The sequence below is a fragment of the Agrobacterium sp. CFBP2214 genome, from assembly GCF_030209895.1.
Taxonomy (GTDB): domain Bacteria; phylum Pseudomonadota; class Alphaproteobacteria; order Rhizobiales; family Rhizobiaceae; genus Agrobacterium; species Agrobacterium radiobacter.
In genome coordinates, this window is record NZ_JARVRC010000011.1 from 33435 (window position 1) to 50059 (window position 16625).

A 16625-nucleotide genomic window follows, 5' to 3' on the forward strand; every position below is an offset into this window, starting at 1 on the left:
GCGCGGGCTTGCCGTTAGCGCTGTGATGGAAGTCGCGTGCGGGACAATGGTTCATCATCTTCATGACCTGGGAAGCGAGTGCTCGTTTTTCTGGATGGAGGGCCGCAAGTTTCGGGATTGCTACGTTAGAACCAATGTCAATTGTTAGACGAGGCGAGCCGCCAAACTGTGGCGGCTATTCCCACATGGCGCCTATAAACCGGACAATCCGCTTCCGGCCCCGTATCGGACGTGGCCGCTAAAGCGAACGCCCCCTGTGGGCGCGAAGCGGATGGCGGTAATTTGCATAAAACGGACTTATGGGTTGTAAAGCAGCGGAAGACGACGCGCGATCAGCGCGCGCCGTCTGGTACATGTAGCGGTCACTCAGGGCCGCAGCCGCTTCGGTGTCCGGCTGAGCAATTTGACCTCCCTTATGCTGGCGGCGTTGAGAAGGCGCATCATGATGCGACCAAGCCCCACCCCCATACCTCCGTGGGGCGGGCAGCCAAACCGAAAGAAATCAAAATAGTCGGATAGGCCGTCCAGCTTCAATCCGCGTTGCTCTGCCTGCGCAACAAGGCGCTCGCGGCGATGCTCCCGTTGCGCACCAGTCGTGATTTCAAGGCCACGCCAGAGGAGATCGAAGCCCTTCGTAATGTCAGGGCAACCCTCATGGCGCATATGATAGAAGGCCCGGCTGCTCGCCGGGTAGTCGGTTATAAACAAGAACTCATGCCCCGTTTGTGCCGCAATATGTTCGCAGAGGATTCGCTCACCTTCAGTATCAAGGTCGTCCTGTCGCGTCAGCACGTGACCGAGCTGGCTGAGGATTTCGCGGGCTTGGGCAAAAGTCACCTGTGGAAACGGTAACGTAGGTGGAGCGACCTTCACGCCGAAATGAGCCTCGATAGCAGGCCCATGAACCTCCGCGACCGCCCGGATGGAATGAGCCAGCCATTGTTGTTCAAAGTCCATCAGTTCATGGTGGTCTTTAATCCAGCTGATCTCCATGTCGATGGAGGTGAACTCGGTTTCGTGCCGCGATGTGAAGGAGGGTTCGGCACGGAAGACCGGACCGATCTCAAATACCTTCTCCATGCCGCCGGCGATAGCCAATTGCTTGTAGAATTGCGGCGACTGCGCGAGGAAGGCCGTAATGTCGAAGTATTTGACAGAGAAAACTTCAGCTCCTGACTCGCTTGCAGTCCCCATCAGCTTGGGCGAGTGAATCTCACGGAAACCGTACTGCTTCCAGAACTCGCGCATCGCCTCTTCCAAGGTCGTCTGTACAGCAAAGACCAGTTGTTGCTCCGGATAGCGCAAACTTACCTGCCGGTGGTCCAGCCATTTTTCGAGGCCGGAATCGCGCGCTATGGGTATAAGGCTGTCGGCCAGCCCGCACACCTCAGCGCCGTCGAGTATGACTTCCAGGCCACCGAGTTTTACTGCCGGGGCAGCAACGACCGTGCCGGTGGCCATGAGTGCACTTTCGGGTGTCAGAGTATCGAGTGCTGAGGCGAGAGCTTTATTGTCCTTGTTCTGAGTAAGCTGAACCTTGCCTGTTCCATCACGCAGGATGATGAAACGCATGTGTTTTTGATCGCGAATTGTGTCGACGAATCCGTGCAGCTTGACACGCTGCCCAATGCTAAGGGGCAGTTCTGAAATCGGGCACTCGTGCGAAACGAAGGAGTGAGACATGACTTTCTCCAGGAAAACCGATACGGAGAAGCCAAACCTACAGCCCTTCCGAAACCGGCAGGGCTGTGGTGATTAATGAGCTACGCTAAACCGCGCGCGCACCATCCACGACCCCGGAGGGGCCGTTATTATTGACAGTGGTGTTGTGTCGCGTACTCATAGGGGGATTTAGCCGCAATGACAGAACATTGTAAACCGTCAATCGTGAACCATAATACCTGCCTTGTCTAAATAATTACGGGACCGAAGAACCATGCCTCGATGGCTGCCGACTGTTTTGACGGTCGGGAATACGGACTGAATTTGCGCTAAGCGGATGGCACCTCGCGGCCCAATCTGGACATCGACGAGCAACTATGCGCACCGTAAATCATGTCCCTGACGCAAGACCTCGAGAAAATTCTGGAAACTGTCCTGCCAACCGATCCCAGCTTTCGGCGGATCGAACAGGCGACGATAGACAGCTGCATTCGTGACACTCGACGATACGCTTTGGAGGGCTCCAAAGAGGCCTTTCTGTTTTCCGCGATGCGCTTGCTCGCACTTCCCGACAACGGACACACACGGCTGATCCCGAACGATTCCATCTCAGTGCTCCCGCTGAGGTTTGTGAATGTCGGAACGGTGGTGCAGTTAACTGACACCGCACTGGAAACAACTGCGCCAAGAGGAGAGCTGATAGCAGTCAACGGCACACCTTTGGGCCAGATTGCAGCCGCCGCAGAGAAATTTCTGGCGGGAACGCGCCAGAGGAAACGGGTCATTGGACCGATTCTTCTGGCATGGCCGTATGCATTGGCCCACCTCGGGTTTTCTTCGAAAGAGAATACGACTGAATATCGCGTGAAAGACGAGAATGGGCAGATAACCGATTTGAAAGTGGAGAATGGGCATACGGTTCCTGCACCGATGCTCTATCCGAGAAACGAGCATGGCAAGGCTGATCCGGCCTGGAGGCCCGAGAGATTTGTGGAGATCAAGGACTGGCAGGGGCTTGGGCTTTCAATATCATTGCCAAGTTTCTTCGATCCAAGTGAAAGTGCTCTGCCGAAAGCCATCTCCGGTGCAGCCGAGCGTGTAAGCACCTGCCCGAACAAAAAACTCTTGATTGACGTTCGCGGAAACACCGGTGGCGACTTCCTTCAAACGATGCCCTTGATCGACGCCATCTCTTTACACGCAAGCAGGCAGGTTGTTGTGCTTGTCGACAAATTCACGTTTTCCGCAGCGATAGTATTTGTAGCCATCCTCAAACATCGTTTGGGATGTCGACTCAAAATCATCGGCGAAGAAATGGGCGACGGGTTGATTTTTTTTGCCGAGGGAGGGTTGCTCGATTTGCCGATCAGCGGAGCGGTCGTTCGATACTCATCAGCCTTTCACGACTGGGAGAACGGAATCAGTAACGAAACTACACCGGCTGAAATCGCGCAGCAAATGGTCCCGGCAGGAAAACTGAATTTGGATTGGGAATGGGTCGTAAGGTCTACTGCTGAGAATGCACAAGGCGCGTTCTACCAACAAGTTCTTAAGAGTCTGGACGATTAGACGAACAGCGGCTCAGTCCGCACTGCTGGCGGCCGCCCCCCGGAAAATGCTACGCCGAGTAAGGAATGGCCGCCTTCGGCGCTGCGGCAATCAGGCGTGCCACGGCCAACGACGCACACTTCTCCGTCCGCTTCTCGGCGCCCAAGCGAAGACCGCTTCGATCTTCATATAGCAGGTTCTCGAACTTCACGCCAAACCGCACCATCAGGAAATGTCGCGCGCGCTGACACGTAATTCCGCAGCCACCAAATAACACGAAATGATTAATCCTGCTGTAATACTTTAGCCTCGCTTTTACGTAAATATATTCACTTATAGCGAGTTGTTTACACCGATTCTATTGTGGTATCTTCTCAGTCAAAATAAGTGTGAGGCGGCATCAATGTCATCACCTGTCAGCGTACCTGTATCCGTCGCGTTTGTGGACGATCACCCTATTCTTCTTGAAGGACTTGTAAGTCTTTACTCGAACAAAAAAGATCTCAAAATTGTTGGCCAGGGCCACAACGCTGTAGACGCAATCAAAATCACTGAACAACTTTCGCCTGACGTCATCGTCGTTGATCTCAGCATGCCCGGCGACTCGATGGCGGCGATTGAGGTGATTGTCCAGACAATGCCGGGAACCAAGGTCGTAATCTTCACGGCGACCTCCAGTATCGAGACAGCGATCAAGGCTCTCAATTGTGGCGTTTCCGGCTACGTCCTTAAAGGAAGCAGTTCGACAGACCTTCACGACGCAATTATTGCCGCGCACAACGGCGAGACATATATGACGCCAGGCTTCGCAACGAGGGTCATCATGTCGATGAAGGCGGCAGAGGCGAGACAAAGAGCTATACAGCAGAAACGCTTAAGCGTTCGCGAAGAACAGATTGTCTCCTACCTCATGAGAGGGCAGACAAATCGTGAAATAGCCAGAAGTCTCGACATAAGCGAAAAAACGGTCAAACATTACATGACGATCCTGATGCAGAAGCTCGACGTACGAAATCGTGTCGAGGCCGTTCTCGCCGCACAAAAAATTGGTGGGCCACCCGATCTCTTCAACTAGGATGACGTCCAAAATCTCCACAGCTTCTGCGCCAGACGGCCGCTAGATCATCTCGTCCGACGAAAGCTGATTGATGGGCAAAACTGCGACGATGATGGTTCCCGCCGCGCGCCTGAATATCCGCATTTTCCCGCCAAATGACCTTACGCGCCGCTTCTGACTGGTCAAACCAAGCTTCACTCGGGCTGCAGCGTTTTGGTCTGGACGCACAACACGCTCCCCCACATCAGCCACCACGATGATGAGTTTGTTGTCGTGGATGCGGTATCGGACCCTCTGCCTGTTATTGGCTGCGTGTCGGAATGCATTCATCAACCCTTCCTGAATAAAGCGATAGACGCAGACATTCAGGTGGGGTTTGTACATCTCGTGCGGTATCAGGCCGTCCATTTCAACGGGAAACGCTGTGAGATCCCTGTAGCGCGCCACGGCGAGCTTTATTGTTTCACTTAAGCTGAGTTCGTCAAGTTCAGGCAATGAGAGGCCGGCCGAGATTTTCCGCAGATCCGCAAGAACGCCTGAGACGAAATTCAGCAGCTTTTCAAGATCAGGGTTGACCTTCCTTCCGCTTAAGCGCTGCTCTGCAATCATATCGCTCAGGCGAAGACTTATAAGGGTGAGAACCTGCACTGGGCCATCATGCAGATCGTTGCCAATCTGGTCGAGTATCTTCTCATTCAGCTTGCCGGCTTCGAGTCTGGCATAGTCTGCTGCTTTCCTCAGCTTGTCGTTTTGCTCCCACAGATCAAGGGCGTTCAGGAGGTTCGCCTCGATCGCTCGCTTTTGCCGGGCAATCAGCCGGCTTGCTGTTAGTGCCATGAGATACAACAATCCAAGCATTGGCAAAGCCACGCCGGCCACAATCAGGAATGTTCCGCGCCGCGCAGAGCGAAGCTCAGCGATCAAATAATTCGGTTCTTCGTAAAACTCTCCAACGAGAATGACCTTGCCATTCCCGTCACGAAGAAGGGGCGCGTAGACCTCTAACAGAAGGTTCTGCTTTTCCTCGCCGGTATAAACATGTTTCTCCACCTCCGTACGGGATACAACGATCTCACCTGACAAGGCCGACCTCAACTCATCGAACACTCTTGGATGGTCGATTTTTTGATCGTTTGTCGCATAGAATATACTGCCATCGGCCCGCCAAAGTTTGATCGTGCGAACGTGCTGACCGATAGGCCCTGTGCCGAGCAGGTTTTCGAGGTGCGAGACCAGGACAGGGTCAATCGTGTCCTTGTGGAGATCAGCCTCCTTGATAAGGGGAGAAACAAAGGTTTCGAGATAAAGAGCTCCAACCCCGCCAGCTCCAGCGAGCATGGCGCGTTCAACCCGATCGGCAGCCCAGAACGTAAGGCACGACATCAACACAATCACGATCGGTGACATCAGGATCATGAATTGTGTCGAAAGATGCAGATCCCGGAACCAGTCTGTCAAACGTCGCAAGAACGATCTCCATTTTCCGAGCGATCCATTGCGCGATTTTGCGTCAACACCAGTGTCGTCAAACGGTGAATGTTTCATGTCCCAACCCGCTGATGTTTTATGCACAAACCTCGTCGAATTCGCACTTATCAGAAACAGAACCGCATCCCGGATTTGATATTTACCAAGATTCAGGTGCGGATATTTTTATACAATTATACAATTAATTCAGCAATTTAATTTGCCAATTCCAATTCCGCAAGACCACATCAACCTTGGGCTGACGACCGTCAGACCAAGGTCTGATGAACTGCTGCGACCAAGGATCCTTAAACAACTGGACCATGTGAAGTGTTCTTACGCAAGCGTTTCCTGCAACCTAAGATCATGAAGGCTAGGGAATCTCCTTTCGGGCGAAAACGTGGAGATTGCGATTGTGCCTGGTGACCAATCAAGAACGCTCGAAGCCTCCATCCATGTAACGGCGTTTTGCGCTTAAGCGCTTCGGAGGGGAAAATGGCTGCTTTTACACTGAACCAGGCTGACCTGGCGTTTGTTCTTCATCAGATCAAGGTCGCGGAAGTCCATGCCTCTGGCGTTCCGCTCACTGAAATCCGTCTCAACCCTGATGGAACAGTGATTTCCGACCGGTCGCAATATGATGTCGTTACAGGCGTCTACCTTGGCAACCCGGCAACGCCTCGGGCCATCCCCGACCCGCATGTGCCGGTCGGCCTTCGTACCGTTGACGGCACCTACAACAATATCGTGGCGGGCCGCGAGCTCTGGGGGGCTGCCGATCAGGCCATGCCCCGCGCGCTTGACCCGAATTTCCGCAACGATGCCGATGGCGACACGATGTCGCTTGGAGGCCCCGCTGTCGTGACGAACACCGATTACAGCGTCGTCGGCACGCCTTCCCCATCAAATGGCGGTCATACAGGCAACGTCGCGGACGCAGACCCGCGCATCATCTCGAACCTGATTTCCGATATGAGTATCAACAACCCGGCTGCTGTATCAGCCTGGTTCAACAATCCTCTGGCGGTAGCGGCATGGGAAGAGGCCAACCCCGGCATGGTGCCCGTGGCACCCGGACAACCTCTTGGCACTAACGGTGTGTACCTCACCAATAACGACCTTGCTTCAATCCCGAACATTGCACCTGACGAAGGCCTCTCGGCCCCGTTCAATGCGTGGATGACATTTTTTGGCCAGTTCTTCGACCATGGTCTTGACCTGATCAGCAAGGGCAACAACGGCTCGGTATTCATCCCGCTACAGAGCGACGATCCATTGGTGCTCGGCACTGACGGGCTTCCTGGAACAGCCGACGACTTGCCCCCAAGCTTGCGCTTCATGGTTATCACCAGAGCAGACCCTGTTGATGGCCCCGGTGCAGACGGTGTACTTGGAACGGCTGATGACACACATCACGAAGCCCGCAACACCACGACTCCGTTCGTGGACCAAAACCAGACCTACACCTCACATCCATCCCATCAGGTTTTCCTTCGTGAATACGCAACGATCGGAGGCATCACTGTCGCGACAGGCCGTTTGCTTGATGGCCCGCCCCCAGCCGGTTCTCCCGCCGGAACACATGGTGGCCTTCCGACATGGGCGGACATCAAGGCCAACGCCCTGCAATTCCTCGGCATCCAGTTAAGTGATGCTGACGTCGTCAACCTGCCTTTGATCCGCACCGACCAATATGGCAATTTCATTCCCCATCCTTTGACGGGCTATGCGCAGGTTGTAACGGGTATCGGTGCAGACGGTATTCCAAACACTGCCGACGATGCCGTCGTTTCAGGTACACCCTCGGCACCTGTCAACACATTCGCGTCGCTGGCGCTGCGCACCGGCCATGCCTTCCTGGACGACATCGCGCACAACGCCAACCCCTTCAACAGCCAAACGGGTGCGCTGAAAACTGCGGACACAGATGATGTTGTCAACAGTGGGCCTCTTGCATCCGGTGTCTATGACAACGAGTTGCTGGAGCGTCATTTCATTACGGGTGATGGACGCGGTAACGAGAACATCGGACTGACTGCTGTTCATCACATTTTCCACTCCGAGCACAATCGTCAGGTCGATTCCCAGAAACTGACGATCCTGCAAAGCGGCGATGTCGCCTTCATCAACGAATGGCTGGCAACGGATATCAGCGGCCTTCCAGCCGGCTTTGAAAACCTTCCGGCGATTGATCAGCTCGCTTATGCGCAAGGACTGAACTGGGACGGCGAGCGCATGTTCCAGGCAGCCCGGTTCGCCACAGAAATGCAGTATCAGCACCTTGTCTTCGAAGAGTTCGCGCGTAAGATTCAGCCCGCGATCGACGTCTTTGTTTTCAATTCGGTCACAGACGTCAATCCGTCGATCTTCGCTGAGTTTGCCCATACGGTGTACCGCTTCGGGCATTCCATGTTGACCGACGGGATGCCGCGCGTTTTCCTGAATGCAGATGGTACGGAAACAGCAGCGACCGAACCCGAGCTCGATCTTATCGAGGCCTTCCTCAATCCGGTCGCCTTTGATCTCAACAGCACGATCAGTGCAGATCAGGCTGCTGGAGCGATCGTGCGAGGCATGGTCGTAGAGCACGGCAATGAAATCGACGAATTCATCGTCAGCTCCCTGCGCAATAACCTGCTCGGGCTGCCGCTTGATCTCGGCGCGATCAACATTGCTCGCGGCCGCGACACCGGCGTACCTTCACTCAACGACGCCCGAGCACAATTGTATGCGGCAAGCGGATCTACATTCCTGAAGCCCTACGACAACTGGGTTGATTTCGCCGCCAATCTCAAGAACTCGGCCTCCGTCATCAACTTCATCGCGGCCTATGGCACACATGGAACGATTACTGGCGAGACCACGTTGGCCGGCAAGCGGGCGGCTGCGACAGCGCTCGTCATGGGCGGCGACGGTGCCCCTGCGGACCGCGTTTCCTATCTCACGAGCACAGGGACATGGGCGGGCGTGGAAACGGGCCTCAACCTGATCGATCTTTGGATTGGCGGCCTTGCGGAAAAGAAGATGCCCTTTGGTGGCATGCTCGGATCGACATTCAATGCGATCTTCGAAATGCAGCTCGAAAATCTGCAGGATGGCGACAGGTTCTATTATCTGACCCGTACACAGGGCCAGAATTTCCTCAACATGCTGGAGCAGAACTCGTTCGCCAAGATGATCATGGCGAACACCGATATCGCCCAGCCTGGCGCCGACGGCATCAGAGGCACCGCCGACGATGTCATCGCCCGCCACCTAGGCGTCGACGTCTTTGCCGATTACGATTTCGTCCTCGAGATCAACAAGGCGAACCAGGTCGGCGACGACCCAGTCGGGGACAATCCGATCATGGCCGCTCTTGGTCTCGGTAAGGTCCAGCGTGACGATTTGACCACTGCCGATGTTGACGAAAGTGTCGCTGACACCAGCGTCGATCAAAGCGGTGCTACAGGACACTATCTTCGCTTCACTGGTGGTGAACATACCGTGGTCGGCGGCACCATAGGCAACGATACCATCATTACCGATTTCGGCGACGACGGTATCTGGGGCGACGCAGGCGACGACCGCATCGAAAGCGGCGCCGGGGTCGATCTCGTCAATGGCGGCGCAGGCAACGATATCATCACCGACTCTGGCGATACCGGCGACTTTGTGAAGGGTGATGAAGGCGATGACGTAATCGCCAATTCGAACGGCATGGATATCGTCATGGGCGGAACTGGCAAGGACGTCGTCTTTGTCGGCGTCGACGACACGGAAGTGTTCGGCGGTGATGGTGATGACTTCATCCTTGGCGGTGACGGCGTCGATCTTCTCATGGGCAATGAAGGCGACGACTGGATGGAGGCGGGCGGCGGCTTCGACACGACAGCCGGCGACAACTCCGAGCTCTTCTTCAATTCGTCTATCGTCGGTCACGATGTCATGTTTGCCGGGAATGAAGAACACGATTTCGACGCGGAATCCGGCGACGACATTATGGTTCAAGGCGAAAGCGTCATGCGCAATGAGGGCATGTTCGGCTTCGACTGGGCAATATTCAAGGACGTGGAGATGAACGCCTACGCAGATATGCGTATCCCGATTTTCACCACAGAACAGGAAGATATCCTTCGCAACCGGTTCGACAAAACAGAAGCACTTTCCGGCTGGAATTACAATGACACGTTGCTTGGCGACGACCGGGTCTTTGGTGACTTGGCGCCTGGCGATACGGTTGCCACGACAGAGGGCATCTTCTTCAAAGATGGTTTGACGCAGGCAGGCGTAGATCGCATTGAGGGCCTGCGCGCGCTTCTTGGCAACCTCATCGCAGCGGCTCCGGCTGATGTTGATCCCGAAACGATCACTGCCTTCGACCGTGGCAACATTCTCCTCGGTGGAGCAGGAAGTGACTCGCTCCGGGGCAATGGTGGAGATGACTTCCTCGATGGCGACGCATGGCTCAACGTTCGTATTCGCATCACACCTGTCGGCGCCGAAAACTCGGACGGTAATCAGATTGCAACGGTGGACAGCCTGAAACATGTCTTTACCGAAGATGAGAATCCAGCCTGGGCTGGAAAGTCGCTCTTTGAATTGATGATCTCCCGTACCATCGTGCCAAGCCAATTGCATATCGTGCGAGAGATTGTCTCATCGACAACACCCCTCGCCGGTACTGATACCGCAGAGTTCAACGATGTTCGTGCAAACTACACGATTGTCAGAAATGTTGACGGCAGTTTCACGGTCACCCATAACACCGTCAGCAATGTTGTGGATCCGTTGACCGAACGAAATCTCGTGTCGGACGGTGTCGATACCCTGCGGAACATTGAAGCCGCGCGATTTTCCGACGGCGTCGAGGTCGCCCTTGTGAACAGGGCGGCGACCGGTGCACCGGTTATCAGCGACACATCGCCCACCGAGACACAGACATTGACTGCGGATACCTCCGGAATCGCCGATGAAAACGGCCTTGGAACATTCAGTTTCCAGTGGCAGACATCGACCAACGGCACGACCTGGGCAAATGTTGGGGCTAACTCGGCAAACTTTACTCCCCAGCAGCCTCAGGTTGGCCAACAGGTACGCGTGGTCGTCAGCTTCACCGATGGGTTCGGCTCTGCTGAGCAAGTCGTTTCTCCGGCTACCGAAGTGGTCGGCGACGTCATTAGCGCCAGCAACGTCGGCACCGTCATCACTGGTACCGCAGGCGCGGATATCATTACCGGAAACCGCGGGAATGACACGATCAACTCCTTGGGCGGTGACGACGTTATTAACTGGAGCGCGAGCCTCCTGGGGCTGTTACCCGATGGCCGGGACAGCGTGAACGGCGGCGCTGAGGGCCTCGACGGAGACTCTTTCGTTGTCAACGGCTCCGCACTTGCCGAGACCTATCGTGTCTATACCCGCGCAGCAGCAGTCAGCGCAGGAATGACAGGGATCGCCACGGCAACGGAAATCGTCATTACGCGCAATGGCAGCACCAACGGCGCGATTATTGCAGAACTGACCGACATCGAGGAAATCGTCATCAACACCGGAGCGGGAAACGATACAGTCTTGGCAATCGGCGACTTTTCTCCGACCAATCTCAGCTTCAACACGATCACCATCAACGGCGAAGCGGACGACGAGACTGTCAACATTTCCGGGTTGATGTCAGCACATCGTATCCTGTTCCGCAGCAATGGCGGTGACGATACGATCGTTGGAACCCTGCGCCCTCAGGACGTGGTCGAGCTGGCGCCGGGGCAGCAACTCTCTAGCTACGCCCTTGTGGATAACGGTGACGGAACGAAGTCATTCTCAAACGGGACACATTCAATCACCTTTACAGGGAGCGTCGTGCCTCAGTTCCAGGAAGCCACCTCAGGCGAGGACGGTGACGACATTTCCGGTCACTTCGAATACACACCAAGTGATCTGGCTGGTCTCAAAGCCCTCGTGAACGGTCTTCCACCCAACGATGGTGATGATCCTGTCCCAACAGGTGTCCGCACCCTGTCGGGTCATGGAAATAATGCTGCAGATCCCGACGCAGGTGCGGTGGACACACCATTCATCCGCATCACCCAGTCGCACTACGGAGAACCGGATGCCTTTGGAAATTCCGCGATCAACCCGATCTTTGATGGACTCGATCCGCGAAACATCAGCAACATTCTGGGTGCACAGGAAGCAAACCTTCCTAAAGCCGATGCCAACATCTTCTTCATGGCGTTCGGACAATATTTCGACCATGGCCTGGATTTTCTTGGCAAAGGCGGAAATGGCACGATCCAGATTGGCGCTCCCGGAAACGGAGCCCCCGGCTCCGGCAATCCTGCTGATCTGACACGCGCGACCGTCGCCTACTACGACGATGGCGTTCCACAGCACATAAACAAGACATCGCCATTCGTCGATCAGAACCAGGCTTACGGCTCCAATGATCTTGTCGGGCAGTTCCTGCGCGAAGGGAATGGATCAGGTGGTTTGGGGGCACATTTGCTTCAAGGCGGTGCGGATCCCTCCAACCCCACCTTCAAGCTGATGCCGACATTGCGTGACCTTATCCTGCATCACTGGGAAAACGACACGGTTTTTCACTCACCGACGCTTGCAGGCGGTCAGGCTAGCTTCCGGTCCTATTTCCCGGGTCTCGTCGCGGCAGGAGTGATCAACGAAGTCATGGTTTCCGGGCTTGCTTCGGACTTCATGGGTAGCACGCACGCACTGCTTCTCGACACCAACCCTTATATCAGCCTGCTCGATCACTACGTGGCAGGCGATGGCCGGGCAAACGAGAACTTTGCCCTTACTTCAATGCACACCATCTGGGCCCGAAACCACAATTTTCATGTGGCAGGCCTTGAGGCGGCCGGTTTTGATGGAACAGCCGAGGAACTGTTCCAGGCCGCCAAGATGATCAATGAAGCCGAATATCAGCGCGTTGTCTTCACCGAATTTGCGGACAAGCTGATCGGCGGCATAAGAGGAGACGGCGACCACGGTTTTTCTGAGTACAATCCGAATGCTACGGCTGCGATCAGTCATGAATTCGCCGCTGCGGTCTATCGGGTCGGTCATTCGCTGATCGGCCAGACCATGACGGTACTCGACGCGGATGGGAACCCGACCCAGGTGGCATTGTTCGATGCCTTCTTGAATCCCACAAACGATCCAAGTGCCTTCAAGCTGCCGCTGAGCACACTTGCGCAGTACGGATATGTTCCACAGGAAGGCTACGAACAGCTCGGTGTGAGCGCGATCCTTGGTGGTATCGCGACACAACCCGCTGAAGCGGTCGATTTCAACATTGTCGATGCCGTGCGAAACGACCTCGTCCGTATCAACGCGGACCTGTTTGCCTTCAATGTTGCCCGAGGCTGGGACGTCGGACTTGGAACGCTCAATCAGGTTCGCATGGACCTCGCAGCATCCACCGACCCTTATGTTGCAGAAGCGCTGGGTTATGCAGGAGCAATGACGGCCTACACATCCTGGGACGACTTCCAGAGCCGCAACGACCTCTCCGATACCGTGATCGCCCAGTTCCGGCAGGCTTATCCGGACCTCGTTCTGGAAGCCGGCGAAATCGCAGCTTTTCGCGAAATCAATCCTGATATCGAGATTGCAATGCAGTCCAATGGGACTGGTGTGATCAAGGGGATCGACCGTGTCGATCTGTGGGTCGGAGGACTTGCCGAGAAACACATCAATGGCGGCATGGTCGGACAGACATTCTGGGTCGTATTGCAGGAGCAGTTCGATCGCCTGCAGGAAGCTGACCGCTTCTACTACACGGAGCGTTTCGACGATTTCGATTTTTATGAAAACTTCATCGACGGTGAGGAGTTTGCCGACATCATCGCCCGGAACACCGGCCTGACGAATCTTGAAGAAGATATCTTCTCGCCACGCGTCGAAGACAACGAGGAGGAAAACGACGACGAAGACGACGACGGCGACGGCGACGGCGACGAAGACGACGGCGAAGACGACGATGGCAACGGCGAGGAGGACGGTGATGACACCTGCTCGCACGAAGACGACGATGACGACGGACCGATTGTCTCGATCCCGATCGCAGCTGTTGCGCTGATCGGTACAGCGTCTGGTGAAGTGCTCGCCGGCCAGGGAGGCGACGATACGATCCTCGCGGGTGGCGGTTCGGACATCCTTTCCGGGGATGCAGGTTCCGACATCCTGAGGGGCGAAGACGGTGACGACGTCATCGTCGCAGCGGCGGACAACGATGTTGCGAGCGGTGGCAGCGGCGATGACGAACTGCATGGCGGCGCCGGCCACGATGTGCTCTTCGGAAATAGCGGGGCGGATCTTCTCTTCGGAGATTCCGGCAACGACATCATCGAAGGTGGTGCGAGTGACGACCAGGCCTGGGGTGGCGACGGGGATGATATCGTTCTTGCAACAGCCGGCGACGGCAACGACCGGTATTGGGGCGATGGCGGCAAGGATACGCTCGATTACTCAGTTGCCACGTCAAATCTGACCGTAAATCTAGGCACGGGCCTTATGGGACACGGCACCGTGATTAGCGCAACGACAGGAAACGACACGTTCTACAGCTTCGAGAACTTCGTCGGCGGCTCCGGCCATGATGTGATCACTGCTTCGAATGCGGCGAACGTGATGGATGGCGGTCTTGGCAACGACACCTTCCGGTTCACAACGACAAGTGCAGCCAATGGCGACTCAATCTACGGTTTCCAGCCTGGCGACAAGATCGACTTCGCGGCAATCGACGCCAACACGGGTGCTTCGGGCAAGCAGACCTTTACGATCAACAGTCCAGCATCGCTGACTGCGACAGGGGGAATTGCGATTACACACGAAGTTCGTGACGGAGAGGACTTCACGGTCATTCGTGGTCACACCGATGCAGACGGGAATGCTGACTTCGAACTGGCCGTTTCCGGAAAGCACCACCTGACCAACAGTGACTTCTCCGGGGTTTCCTGAGCAACCGCGAACGAACGGAGGCAGCGCCTCCCGTTAGCTTCGAAATCCCAACGCCGGTGAGTACTGGCACCGGCGTTGCAAGTGAAATGGGATGTCTTGGGTCAACGCGATCACTCCGGACATGCCGCGGACTTAACGCCGAATCTCGGCAAAGTTTCCAAGGGGACTTTCAGATGAGTGGCACCTGCAACAAAAAAGAAAACCAGATAAATGGCATGGGTGGCTTGATGATGTTCGTCTTTGGTCTGTCCGGCATCATCAATATTCTGGCCCTGACCGGCGCCTTCTACATGCTCCAGATCTATGATCGTGCGCTGACCAGCGGAAGCGTGTCGACGCTTGTCGCGTTGTCAGGCCTGGCAATCGGCCTTTATCTTTTCCAGGGCCTGTTCGATATTCTGCGCTCACAGATCCTGGTTCGGCTTGGCGCGAGACTCGATACGCAACTGGCCCCGCTGGCCCACAAAGTCGTCATCGATATGCCGCGTTATGGTTATTCCACGTCTGAAGCGACGGAGCGCGGCCGCGATGTCGATACGATCCGCGGTTTCCTGGCAAGTCCCGGCCTGATTGCGCTTTTCGATTTGCCCTGGATGCCAATCTACCTGGTATTCGTTTGGCTCTTGCACCCGATGCTGGGCATGTTGACCGTTGGCGGGGCCGTTGTGCTTGGCCTTTTGACGCTCTGCACGGAACTTCTGACACGGCGCCACGCCAAAGAAATGCTGAAATCAACTGTACTGCGAAATGCAGTCATCGATTCCAATGCTCGAAACAGCGATATCATGCACTCAATGGGCATTGCCGATCGTGCTGTGAGCCGTTTCGAGCGTGCCAACCGACGTCACCTGGATACGCAAACCAGGACCTCCGATATCTCCGGAACGTTCTCAGGCCTGTCCAAGGTTCTGCGGATGATGTTGCAGTCAGCGATTCTCGGTCTTGGCGCCTACCTTACAATCAACGGGGAATTGTCGGCCGGCTCCATTATTGCCTCTTCAATCGTGACCGCACGCGCCCTCGCACCGGTGGATCAAGCGATCGCGCAATGGAAGGGAATGGTTTCGGCCCGGCGCAGTCATGCTCGTCTTAAGGAAACGCTGGCCGTTCTGGACGAGAAGACCGGACTTTTGAATCTTCCTGCGCCGAAGGAAACTCTCACGGTTGAAGGTATTACGACGGTCGCGCCACACAGCGGCGCAGTCCTCTTGAGTGACGTAAGCTTCGAGCTGAAGGCTGGCCAAGCACTTGCCCTGATCGGTCCGAGCGGCGGCGGGAAGACGACCCTTGCGCGATCCATTCTCGGCATCTGGCCGACACTACGCGGTTCAGTGCGTATCGACGGCGCGGATCTCAAGCAATGGCCTTCAAGCTTCTTCTGCGAACATGTCGGCTACCTGCCGCAGGATGTCTGCTTGATGGACGGAACAATCGCCGAGAATATTTCACGTTTTGCCGAAACACCGGAGGCACATACGATTCTGCAGGCTGCAAGGGCGGCAGGCATCCACGATATGATCGTTCGTCTGCCGAACGGCTACCAAACAGACCTGGGACCAAATGGCATGTCGCTCTCGGCTGGTCAGCGCCAGCGCATCGGCCTTGCGCGGGCATTGTATGGCAGCCCGTTCCTGGTGGTACTGGACGAGCCCAACTCCAACCTTGACGCTGAAGGTGAAGAGGCACTGATGAAAGCGATTGCCGCAGTTCGCTGTCGCGGCGGGATCGTGGTGGTTGTCGCCCACCGCCCAAGCGCCCTGCAATCCGTTGACATGGTCGGCGTTGTTCAGAGCGGAAAACTCGTGGCGTTCGGTCCGAAGGACGAAATTGTGAAAGGGCCACAACCGCAACTGCTTCGTTCGGAACACACACGCATGCAGGCATCGTCCGGCAATACTCTGGCAGCAGAATAGACTTGTTCCTTTGCAACGCT

Annotated in this window: 6 protein-coding genes; 4 read left to right on the forward strand and 2 right to left on the reverse strand. The window is 55.6% G+C overall.

Annotated features, from left to right (window positions below; translation table 11 throughout):
- Positions 1 to 366 precede the first annotated feature (366 nt).
- On the reverse strand, positions 367 to 1683 hold the full coding sequence (gene aspS, locus QRN60_RS23000; protein ID WP_284766922.1) for an aspartate--tRNA(Asn) ligase: 1317 nt from the start codon (positions 1681 to 1683) through the stop codon (positions 367 to 369).
- Positions 1684 to 2055: 372 nt separating this feature from the next.
- Here aspS and QRN60_RS23005 point away from each other — a divergent pair, with 372 nt between their 5' ends.
- Together QRN60_RS23005 and QRN60_RS23010 are read left to right on the forward strand one after the other, a co-directional pair.
- Entirely contained in the window at positions 2056 to 3231 is a 1176-nt protein-coding gene (locus QRN60_RS23005; RefSeq protein WP_111834013.1) for a S41 family peptidase, read from the forward strand.
- A gap of 382 nt (positions 3232 to 3613) precedes the next feature.
- Positions 3614 to 4285, forward strand: a complete 672-nt coding sequence (locus QRN60_RS23010; protein WP_060727162.1) for a response regulator — start codon at positions 3614 to 3616, stop codon at positions 4283 to 4285.
- A gap of 42 nt (positions 4286 to 4327) precedes the next feature.
- Here the strand turns inward: QRN60_RS23010 and QRN60_RS23015 are convergent, their stop codons facing one another.
- Positions 4328 to 5812 (reverse strand): sensor histidine kinase, encoded by a 1485-nt coding sequence (locus QRN60_RS23015; RefSeq protein WP_111834012.1) that lies wholly within the window; start codon positions 5810 to 5812, stop codon positions 4328 to 4330.
- A 417-nt stretch (positions 5813 to 6229) separates the two neighbouring features.
- Between QRN60_RS23015 and QRN60_RS23020 the strand changes: the two genes are divergently transcribed.
- Both QRN60_RS23020 and QRN60_RS23025 read left to right on the forward strand, forming a co-directional pair.
- Positions 6230 to 14692, forward strand: coding sequence for a peroxidase family protein (locus QRN60_RS23020; RefSeq protein ID WP_129566947.1), 8463 nt, complete (start codon positions 6230 to 6232; stop codon positions 14690 to 14692).
- A 173-nt stretch (positions 14693 to 14865) separates the two neighbouring features.
- Complete coding sequence (locus tag QRN60_RS23025) at positions 14866 to 16605, forward strand: type I secretion system permease/ATPase (RefSeq protein WP_129566946.1); 1740 nt, start codon at positions 14866 to 14868, stop codon at positions 16603 to 16605.
- Positions 16606 to 16625: the final 20 nt, after the last annotated feature.

Excerpts from the sequence above, each read along its gene's own strand:
- aspS (WP_284766922.1), bottom strand. The coding sequence starts at position 1,683 with ATGTCTCACTCCTTCGTTTCGCACGAGTGCCCGATTTCAGAACTGCCC.
- QRN60_RS23005 (WP_111834013.1), top strand. The coding sequence starts at position 2,056 with ATGTCCCTGACGCAAGACCTCGAGAAAATTCTGGAAACTGTCCTGCCA.
- QRN60_RS23010 (WP_060727162.1), top strand. The coding sequence starts at position 3,614 with ATGTCATCACCTGTCAGCGTACCTGTATCCGTCGCGTTTGTGGACGAT.
- QRN60_RS23025 (WP_129566946.1), top strand. The coding sequence starts at position 14,866 with ATGAGTGGCACCTGCAACAAAAAAGAAAACCAGATAAATGGCATGGGT.
- QRN60_RS23015 (WP_111834012.1), bottom strand. The coding sequence starts at position 5,812 with ATGAAACATTCACCGTTTGACGACACTGGTGTTGACGCAAAATCGCGC.
- QRN60_RS23020 (WP_129566947.1), top strand. The coding sequence starts at position 6,230 with ATGGCTGCTTTTACACTGAACCAGGCTGACCTGGCGTTTGTTCTTCAT.